This is a genomic window from Streptomyces sp. NPDC058525, assembly GCF_042719495.1.
Classification (GTDB): Bacteria; Actinomycetota; Actinomycetes; order Streptomycetales; family Streptomycetaceae; genus Streptomyces.
This window is the reverse complement of record NZ_JBHXNP010000179.1, coordinates 1-7,835: the sequence shown is the minus strand read 5'-3', so window position 1 is coordinate 7,835 and position 7,835 is coordinate 1. Positions and strand designations below refer to the sequence as shown.

The 7,835-nt window shown below is 73.4% G+C and carries 7 protein-coding genes; 5 read left to right on the top strand and 2 right to left on the bottom strand.

What is annotated here, in order from left to right; translation table 11 throughout:
- Nucleotides 1–216: 216 nt before the first annotated feature.
- Nucleotides 217–2,379 carry a serine/threonine-protein kinase gene (locus ACFWP3_RS40990; RefSeq protein WP_384231892.1) on the bottom strand — a complete coding sequence of 721 codons (2,163 nt, stop codon included), beginning with the start codon at nt 2,377–2,379 and terminating at the stop codon, nt 217–219.
- 105 nt (nt 2,380–2,484) lie between these two features.
- Here ACFWP3_RS40990 and ACFWP3_RS40985 point away from each other — a divergent pair, with 105 nt between their 5' ends.
- The 5 genes from ACFWP3_RS40985 (at nt 2,485) to proC (ending at nt 6,143) form a co-directional block, all read left to right on the top strand.
- Nucleotides 2,485–2,787 (top strand): SH3 domain-containing protein, encoded by a 303-nt coding sequence (locus ACFWP3_RS40985; protein ID WP_384231889.1) that lies wholly within the window; start codon nt 2,485–2,487, stop codon nt 2,785–2,787.
- A 104-nt stretch (nt 2,788–2,891) separates the two neighbouring features.
- On the top strand, nt 2,892–3,446 hold the full coding sequence (locus ACFWP3_RS40980) for a hypothetical protein (protein WP_384231887.1): 555 nt from the start codon (nt 2,892–2,894) through the stop codon (nt 3,444–3,446).
- 84 nt (nt 3,447–3,530) lie between these two features.
- The gene (locus ACFWP3_RS40975; protein WP_384231885.1) at nt 3,531–4,457 is read left to right on the top strand and encodes an ABC transporter ATP-binding protein; all 927 of its coding nucleotides are present in this window, start codon (nt 3,531–3,533) and stop codon (nt 4,455–4,457) included.
- Nucleotides 4,454–5,209, top strand: a complete 756-nt coding sequence (locus tag ACFWP3_RS40970; RefSeq protein ID WP_384231883.1) for an ABC transporter permease — start codon at nt 4,454–4,456, stop codon at nt 5,207–5,209. Before ACFWP3_RS40975 ends, ACFWP3_RS40970 begins: the two co-directional genes overlap by 4 nt.
- Before the next feature lie 124 nt (nt 5,210–5,333).
- Complete coding sequence (gene proC, locus ACFWP3_RS40965) at nt 5,334–6,143, top strand: pyrroline-5-carboxylate reductase (protein WP_384231881.1); 810 nt, start codon at nt 5,334–5,336, stop codon at nt 6,141–6,143.
- A 65-nt stretch (nt 6,144–6,208) separates the two neighbouring features.
- On the opposite strand, the gene trpS is transcribed toward proC, so the two are convergent.
- On the bottom strand, nt 6,209–7,207 hold the full coding sequence (trpS, locus tag ACFWP3_RS40960; protein WP_384231878.1) for a tryptophan--tRNA ligase: 999 nt from the start codon (nt 7,205–7,207) through the stop codon (nt 6,209–6,211).
- Nucleotides 7,208–7,835: the final 628 nt, after the last annotated feature.

The window sequence follows — 7,835 nt, the reverse complement described above, 5'->3', positions numbered from 1 at the left end:
GGGCCCGCACCCGCACCAGCCACTTCGCAGCACTTCGCCCCGCCGAGCCGAAGCTCGACGGGGCGAAGTAGACCCCCGAATAAACCAACAGCATCCCTCCGGTACGGGGGCGCCGGGCGTTCACCGCGCCGGGCGTTCCCCGCGCCGCGCGTTCCCCGTGCCGCGGGTTCACCGTGCCGCGGGTTCACCGTGCCGCGGGTTCACCGTGCCGCGCGTTCACCACGCTGCGGGATCTCCGGCGGCCACCCCGAACACGGACCCGTCGGGCGCACTCCCGAACACCCGCCCGTCCGCGACCACGGGCGCGGGGACCGTGGCCGTGTAGGTGCCCTGGCCCGTCCCCATCCGCGGGTCCGTCTGGCCGACCAGCCGCCCGGCCCGGGCATCGACCGCGATCAGCCGGCCGTCGGCCGCCATCAGGAACACCCGCCCGCCGTCGACGACCGGCCGCGAGGCCGCGGCCACCGCCGTCTCCAGCCGCCACGCCTCCTTCTCCCCGGCGACCGCCGTCAGCGCACCCGAGATCCCGATCAGGTACACGACCCCGTCCGGCCCCACGGTCGCCTCGGCCTGCAACTGCTGCACCGACAACGGGGTGCGCCGGACCGCCCGCGTGGCGAGGTCGACGCGCACGACCGCGACGGACATCCCCTGCAGATCGCCGGCCAGCAGGTGCAGACCGCCCTGTGCCACGCCCACCGGCTTGAGCAGCCCCGGTGCGCGCAGCTGCCAGCGCACCGAGCCGTCCGCCGGATCGACCGCCGACATCTGCGAGGACGTGCCGTCGTCGGCGCGCGTGGACACGTACAGGTCGAGCCCGCCGTCCGGCCGGCCCGGACCCGTGAACCACACGGACCCCGTCCGTCCCAGGCGCTTGCTCCAGCTCACGGCGCCGGTGGCCGCGTCGAGCGCGGTGACGGTCCCGTCCGCCCCCGCGGCCAGCACCTTCGGGCCGGCGGGCAGCACCGTCGCGTTCTGCGCGATGTCCTTCTTCCACCGCGGCGCGCCCGTCGCCGGGTCCAGCGCCTGGAGCAGGCCGCTGCCGGGGGTCACGGCCAGGACGAGCCCGCCGTTCGCGACGGGCGCGATGGCGGTGGCGCCCGCCGTACGCGCACCCGTGCCCGGCGCGGGCACCGACCAGGCGAGGGCGCCGTCGGCCGGGTCCAGCCGGGCCGCGACGAGGCCGGGCGTCGAGCAGTACAGCGCCCCGGCCGCCGCCGCGCACGCGGACACCGTGTTGCCGGGACCGCGGTCGCCGAGCGGGGCCGACCACGGCGTGGGCGCGGGTGCGGGCGCGGCCGGGTCCTGCGGCCGCGACGCCGTGCGCCCCACCGGGTCCCCGTCGTCCCCGTCGTCCGCGAACCCCGCGTACGCTCCGGCGGCCCCGCCCGTCAGCAGCAGCGCGAGGGCGGCCGCGAGGGCGAGCCGTCGCGGCCGCCGCCGCGCCTCCGGGGCCTCGGTGATCCGTACGCGCCGGTGCGTGGCGTCGTCGGCGGCGGACGGGGGCGGATCCGGGACCGGCCGCCGGGGCTGCGGTATGAAGGCGCGGGTCTCCTCGCCCGTCGGGTACGCGGCGGCCCGCAGCTCTCCGAGCAGGGCGTCGGGGGTGGGCCGGTCGGCGGGGTCCTTGGCGAGGCAGCGCGCGATGACCGGAGCGAGCGAGGACGGCACCCCGGCCAGGTCCGGCTCGCTGTGCACCACCTGGTACGCGACGAGGTAGTGACTGTCGGAGTCGAAGGGGCCGCGGCCGGTCGCCGCGTGGACGAGCACCGCCCCCATCGCGAACACGTCCGCCGCCGGGCCGACCTCCCGCGGCCGCTGGAACTGCTCGGGCGCCATGAACGGCGGTGTCCCGATCAGCTTGCCGGTCTCGGTCCGCAGATCGCTGTCGGCGGGCCGCGAGATCCCGAAGTCGATGACCCGCACCCCGTCCGGCGCCATCAGCACGTTGCTGGGCTTGAGGTCCCGGTGCACCACCCCGGCCCGGTGGATGTCCCGCAGCGCCTCCGCCAGCCCGGCGCCGAGCCTGGCCAGCGCTCCGGGGCCGAGGGGCTCGTCGCGCACCTGGTCGGCGAGCGTGGGGGCGTCGATGAACAGGGTGGCCATCCACGGCCGCTCGGCATCGGGGTCCGCGTCCACGACGGGCGCGGTGAACGCGCCGCTCACCCGCCGGGCGGCCGCGACCTCCTGGCGGAACCTGGCCCGGAACTCCGGATCCATCGCGTGCTGCGCGTGGACGACCTTGACCGCCAGCCGCAGTCCGGACGCGGAGGTGGCCAGATGCACCACTCCCATGCCGCCGGAACCCAGGACGGATTCCAGCCGGTACTGCCCGGCGTACTCCGGAAAACCGGCCCGTTCCGCGCGCAGTGAGTGCACTGCCGACCACCCCCGCCGGAGCCTAGTCGATGGCGCATATGAATCGGTAAGGGCCTGCTACCCTGCGCGAGTTGCAGAGCGTCACGCTCAAGGGGGAGATGTCCGATGTCGGTTGAGAACGAAACGAACGAGCTCCAGACCCTTTCCGGAGGTTCCGGCTACAAGTCCTACCCGGTCGCGCCGGGCGTCCAGCTCAACGTGCGCAGCGGCCCGGGCACCGGATACCCCGTGGTCGCCGTCCTGCCGCTGGGAGCCCGGGTGACGATCCGCTGCCAGTGCGCGGGCACCACCGTCTCCGGCCCGTACGGCACCACGAACCTCTGGGACTGCGTCGGCAACGGCCAGTTCGTCTCCGACGCGTACGTCAAGACGGGCAGCGACGGCTACGTCGCCGCGCACTGCGGCTGACGCACCGCGGCTGACGCACCGCCGCTGACCGGGTCCCGGGCCGCGCCCGTCTGACACGTGAGACACAGCCGGTCCGGTCGGCCCGGCGGGAGATAATCGCTGATGTGAGCGACGACCAGCGAGACCAGAACCCCGCCGAGCCGGCCCAGCCCGCCGAGCCCTCCCAGGCCCCCGCCCCGGCCGCGGCCGCCGGACCCGAGCCCGAGCCGATCCGGTTCTTCGGCACCACCTGGCTGAACCACGACGGCGGCTACGCCCTGCGCCGCGCCGCCGTCGCCGCGGGCTCCCTCATCACAGCCGTCGCCGCGGCGGTGCTGCTGCGCCTCTCCTACGAGGGCCTGGAGCTCGGCAACGTCGGCCCCTTCCTCAGCATCTCCGTCGTCGTCCTCTTCGCGATCTCCAGCTCCATCGCCTTCGCCAAGACCTGGGAATCCTTCAGCCGCCGCCCGGCCCCCTCCTCCGACGAGGCCGCCCTCAAGGGCCTGAAGGCGATCGGTTTCATCGGCTCCCTCATCGCGTACTTCCTCCGCTGCCTCGTCGAGGCCCCGGGCGAGAAGCTGCGCCGCGCCGAGTACGAGCGTGCCGTGGCCGAATTCGCCCGCCGGCGCAGCGCCCGTACCGGCAACCCGGCCGCGCGTCGCCCCAAGCGCAAGAAGTAGCCCGGCCCGCGAGCCCGCCCGGGCCGCACCGGTTTTTCCTCCCGCCGATTGACGGCCGGCACAGCCAGGAGCATTATTCATCACATGATGAATAACCCGCCTCCAGAAGGCCACGGAGTCCCGGAAGCCCACGGAGTCCCGGAAGCCCACGGAGCCCCGGAAGCCCACGGAGCCCCGGAAGCCGCGCCCGCCGTGCACGCCGCAGGCCTGACCGTCCGCCGCGGCACGGGCCGAGCCCCCCGCACCGTCCTCGACGGCATCGGCTTCGACGTCCCCCGCGGCCGCATCACCGGCCTCCTCGGCCCCTCCGGCTGCGGGAAGTCCACCCTCATGCGCGCCATCGTCGGCACCCAGGCCCACGTCACCGGCACCCTCGACGTCCTCGGCCACCCCGCCGGCCACCCCGGGCTCCGCTCCCGCATCGGCTACGTCACCCAGGCGCCCTCCGTCTACGACGACCTCACCGTCCGGCAGAACCTCGACTACTTCGCCGCCGTCCTCGACCCTCCCCCAGCTACCGCTGGGGGGACCCCCCGCCGCGCCGCCGCCGGCCGCCGCACCGCCGCCGTCCGGCAGGCCATCACCGACGTCGACCTCACCACCCACACCGACGCCCTCGCCGGCAACCTCTCCGGCGGCCAGCGCAGCCGCGTCTCCCTCGCCGTCGCCCTGCTCGGCACCCCCGAGCTCCTCGTCCTCGACGAACCCACCGTCGGCCTCGACCCCGTCCTGCGCCGCGACCTCTGGAACCTCTTCCACGAGATCACCCGCACCCGCGGCGCCACGATCCTCGTCTCCTCGCACGTCATGGACGAGGCCGAGCGCTGCCACGACCTGCTCCTCATGCGCGAGGGCCGCATCCTCGCCCAGGACACCCCCGACGCCCTGCGCGCCCGTACCGGCTCCGCCACCGTCGAGGAAGGCTTCCTCCGCCTCGTCGACGAGGCCAACGCCACCGCCGAGGCCCACGCCACCGTCCACGCCACCGCCGACAGGGAGCCGCAGCGATGAGCGCCACGTCCTCGATCAACGCCGCCCGCACCACCGCCACCGCCGGCCGCGTCCTGCGCCAGCTCGGCCACGACCCGCGCTCCATCGCGCTGATGCTGCTGGTCCCCGTACTGATGCTGACGCTGCTCCGCTTCGTCTTCGACGGCAGCCCGCGCACCTTCGACGGCATCGGCGCGTCACTCCTCGGGATCTTCCCCCTCATCACCATGTTCCTGGTGACCTCCATCGCCACCCTGCGCGAGCGCACCTCCGGCACCCTGGAACGGCTCCTCGCCATGCCCCTCGGCAAGGGCGACCTCATCGCCGGCTACGCCCTCGCCTTCGGAGCCGTCGCCGTCGTCCAGTCCCTGCTCGCCACCGGGCTCGCCCTCTGGCTCCTCGGCCTCGACGTCGTCGGCTCGCCCTGGCTGCTGCTCCTCGTCGCCCTCCTCGACGCGCTCCTCGGCACCGCACTCGGCCTCTTCGTCTCGGCCTTCGCCGCCTCCGAGTTCCAGGCCGTCCAGTTCATGCCGGCGGTGATCTTCCCCCAGCTCCTCCTGTGCGGCCTGTTCGCGGCCCGCGACACCATGCACCCCGTCCTCGAGACCCTCTCGGACGTCCTGCCCATGTCCTACGCGGTCGACGGCATGACCCAGGTCCTCACCCACACCGACATGACCGCCGACTTCGTCCGCGACACCGTCATCGTCGCCGGCTGCGCGCTGCTCGTCCTCGCCCTCGGCGCGGCCACCCTCCGCCGCCGGACCCCGTAACCCGCCCCGGCGGCCCGGCCCCCGGCCGCCCACGGACCGGACACCCCGCCCGGCCCACCGGCCCGAGTGCAAGGATGATCCCGTACGCAGTCATACGCAGCGCGTTCGGCGAGGTGAATCGGGCATGACCCAGACAGTCGCAGTCCTCGGTACCGGCAAGATCGGCGAGGCCCTGCTCAGCGGGATGATCCGCGGCGGCCGGCCCGCCTCCAAGCTCCTCGTCACCGCCCGCCGCGCGGAACGCGCCGAGGAGCTCCGCGCCCGCTACGGCGTCGAGGCCGTCAGCAACGCCGAGGCCGCCAAGCGCGCCGACACCCTCATCCTCACCGTCAAGCCGCAGGACATGGGCAAGCTCCTCGAAGAGCTCGCCCCGCACGTCCCCGCCGACCGCCTGGTCATCAGCGGCGCCGCCGGCATCCCGACCTCCTTCTTCGAGGAGCGGCTCGCGGCCGGCACCCCCGTCGTCCGCGTCATGACGAACACCCCCGCCCTCGTCGACGAGGCCATGTCCGTCATCTCGGCCGGCAGCCACGCCACCGCCGCGCACCTTGCCCACACCGAGGAGATCTTCGGCGGCGTCGGCAAGACCCTGCGCGTCCCCGAGTCCCAGCAGGACGCGGCCACCGCCCTCTCCGGATCCGGACCCGCGTACTTCTACTTCCTCGTGGAAGCCATGACCGACGCCGGGATCCTCCTGGGCCTGCCCCGCGCCCAGGCCCACGACCTGATCGTGCAGGCCGCCATCGGCGCCGCCGTGATGCTCCGCGACAGCGGCGAGCACCCGGTCAAGCTCCGCGAGGCCGTCACCTCCCCGGCCGGTACGACGATCAACGCGATCGTCGAGCTCGAGCGGCACGGCGTGCGCGCCGCCCTGATCGCCGCCCTCGAAGCGGCCCGCGACCGCAGCCGCGAGCTCGCCTCCGGCAACAGCTGACCAACGGGCCGGGGTACGGGCACCGCTCGCGGCGGGCTGCCCGTACCCCTCCCCCGGTCACCCCTTCAGGGCGCGAGCAGCCCGATGGCCTCGTACGCCCGGTCGACCACCGGCCGCGCCAGCTCCCGGGCCCGCCCCGCACCCTCCCGCAGCACCTTGTCCACCTGGACGGGATCGGCCGCCAGCTCGGCATGCCGCTCCCGCACCGGCCGCAGCAGCTCGACCACCGCGTCGGCCACGTCCCGCTTCAGCGCCCCGTACCCGGTGTAGCCCTCGGCCAGCCGCACGGGATCCGCGCCGGTACAGGCGGCCAGGATGTCGAGCAGGTTCGCGACCCCGGGCCGCGACTCCCGGTCGTAGACCACCCCGTCCTCCCCGCTGTCGGTGACCGCGCGCATCACCTTCTTGCGCACGACCTCCGGCTCGTCGAGCAGATAGACGATCCCGGTGCCGTTCGCGTCGGACTTCCCCATCTTCGACGTCGGCTCCTGGAGGTCCATGACCCGGGCGGCGACCGCCGGGTGCGTGGCCTTGGGCACCGTGAAGGTGTGCCCGTACCGCTGGTTGAAGCGCACGGCCAGATCCCGGGTCAGCTCGACGTGCTGCCGCTGGTCCTCACCCACCGGCACCTCGTCGGTCCGGTACGCCAGGATGTCGGCGGCCATCAGCACGGGATAGGTGAGCAGCGACAGCCGTACGCCGTCCCCGGCGGCCTGCGCCTTCGCCGCCTTCTCCTTGTACTGGATCATCCGGCGCAGCTCACCGTCGGTGGCGGTGCACTCCAGCAGGTACGCGAGCCGCGTGTGCTCGTCGACATGGCTCTGCACGAACAGCGTGCACCGCTGTGGATCGAGCCCGGCTGCGAGCAACAGCGTCGCGGCCTGCCGGCTGAGCCTGCGTACGCGCGCCGGCTCGTGCTCGACGGTCAGCGCGTGCAGGTCGACGACGCAGAACAGGGCCTCGTCCGGCGCCTGCTCGGCGGCGACCCACTGCCGTACGGCGCCCAGGTAGTTGCCCAGCGTCAGGTGCCCGGTCGGCTTGACCCCGCTGAAGATCCTCGTCATGTCCCGTTCTCCCTTGTGTGAGTGGTGCCGGGGCCGCCGCGACGGGCGGCCGAGCCACTCCCGGGAGGGGAGAAACGAAAACGGCCGCCGAAGCGGCGGCCGTGAGCGCATGCGTGCTCGCGTTGCAGTCGGCCGCCGTCAGGCGGCCCACCAACGCAGGTTGAGCGTGAGCGCATGCGTAGTCATGGACCCAGCGTAGACGGAACGGGATGAAGACGACGTGAAGTTCGAGCGGCACGCGCGGCCGGTCAGCCGGGGGTTGACACAGGTGTGCCCGATCCGTAAGGTTCTTCGAGTTGTCCGAAGTGAGCGCCGACCCCGGTCGGTCCCCGGACGGCCATCCCGCACTACACATTCGAACGAACGACTGCTTTGTCGTCCCGTTTTCATGCGTATTTGCGAATGAGGAATCCGCGTCCGAGGGCGCCGCCGCCGATTAGGTTCGGGGGCAAGGAATCCGCTACTGTCTCACTCGCCGGAAGGGCCCAACAGCCCGGAACGCAAGCCCCGCTGACTGGGGGTCAGGCCCGAAAGGATCTGATAGAGTCGGAATCGCCGGAAAGGGAAAGCGCGAAAGCGCAGGACCTGGAAAGCACCGAGGAAGTCGGGCCCGAAAGAGTCTGATAGA

Excerpts from the sequence above, each read along its gene's own strand:
- ACFWP3_RS40975 (WP_384231885.1), top strand. The coding sequence starts at position 3,531 with ATGATGAATAACCCGCCTCCAGAAGGCCACGGAGTCCCGGAAGCCCAC.
- proC (WP_384231881.1), top strand. The coding sequence starts at position 5,334 with ATGACCCAGACAGTCGCAGTCCTCGGTACCGGCAAGATCGGCGAGGCC.
- trpS (WP_384231878.1), bottom strand. The coding sequence starts at position 7,207 with ATGACGAGGATCTTCAGCGGGGTCAAGCCGACCGGGCACCTGACGCTG.
- ACFWP3_RS40985 (WP_384231889.1), top strand. The coding sequence starts at position 2,485 with ATGTCGGTTGAGAACGAAACGAACGAGCTCCAGACCCTTTCCGGAGGT.
- ACFWP3_RS40970 (WP_384231883.1), top strand. The coding sequence starts at position 4,454 with ATGAGCGCCACGTCCTCGATCAACGCCGCCCGCACCACCGCCACCGCC.